Raw genomic sequence first — 942 nt, forward strand, 5'->3', positions numbered from 1 at the left:
TCTGTAGTTTATGTTTTTAAACACATGAAGTGCCGCCGCAATTCTTGACGCCTGCTCCATAAACTTTGAACCAAAATCTTTATAGTGCTCCAAATATTCCCCACGCCTCATTGCGTATTCAATGTCATTAAACTTGTCATTCCAAATTTTCTTAGCACTTTCTGTTAAATTCAGGCAATGACGCTCCTTGCCTTGTGCTCTCATCTCGAGCCCTTCTTGCAGTAATGCATCAATCCTTGAGCTAAATCTACCTAATTTAATTTTATCATCTAGTGATGCGCTATCATCCCTATCTTCTTGACGATAGCCAATCTCTGACTCAGGCTCACACAGTAGAATTCGAGCGTCTAATCCAGAGCTTCTCATCGCATCACCATTACTATCTCTGAATGTTCTATATATATCAGGCTGGATTTGCATGCTCAAAGTCAAACGAGCACCTTCAATATGAACTTCAGGGGCATTGGCTCTGTCAACACGTATAGTTTGACCTGACCATAGTGAGTTAAACAATGCATTATCTTTCATCAAGTCACTCGACAGTAGTGTCCCAGCTTCATCGGACACCAGAGCTAATGACGTATTCTTCTCAGCTAACATCGACTTCAGTTTTGCGACTGTTATATCCTCAGCTAAAATCCTCTTAACTACCGGAGCTATAGGCATATTTGAATGGTGAGTGTGCCATGCCTCTATTATAATGGGCTGCTCATCACCTTTTTTATGCATCTCATCTAATTCCTTCCTTAACACTTTTTTCTTTATATTCCACAATTCCAGTTCGATCTGATATTTCTGCTGTGCAGCATCTACCTGCTCAGCTAAGCATTTTTCAAATTCACGAACTGGTTTCATCAGTAGCTTATCGACCGTGCTTTTTCTCTCGCCAGAAGCAGCTAGAATTAGAGTGTAAAGTGATGCCGGTATTTTCATCTCACTTTT

General features: G+C 40.6%; 1 protein-coding gene. It reads right to left on the bottom strand.

Annotated elements, in window-relative coordinates; genetic code table 11:
• Positions 1–942: YfjI family protein (locus OKC41_RS21015; protein ID WP_270672345.1), on the bottom strand; the 942-nt coding region annotated here is incomplete at both ends.

This window comes from Aeromonas sp. QDB17 (assembly GCF_027705305.1).
Classification (GTDB): Bacteria; Pseudomonadota; Gammaproteobacteria; order Enterobacterales; family Aeromonadaceae; genus Aeromonas; species Aeromonas caviae.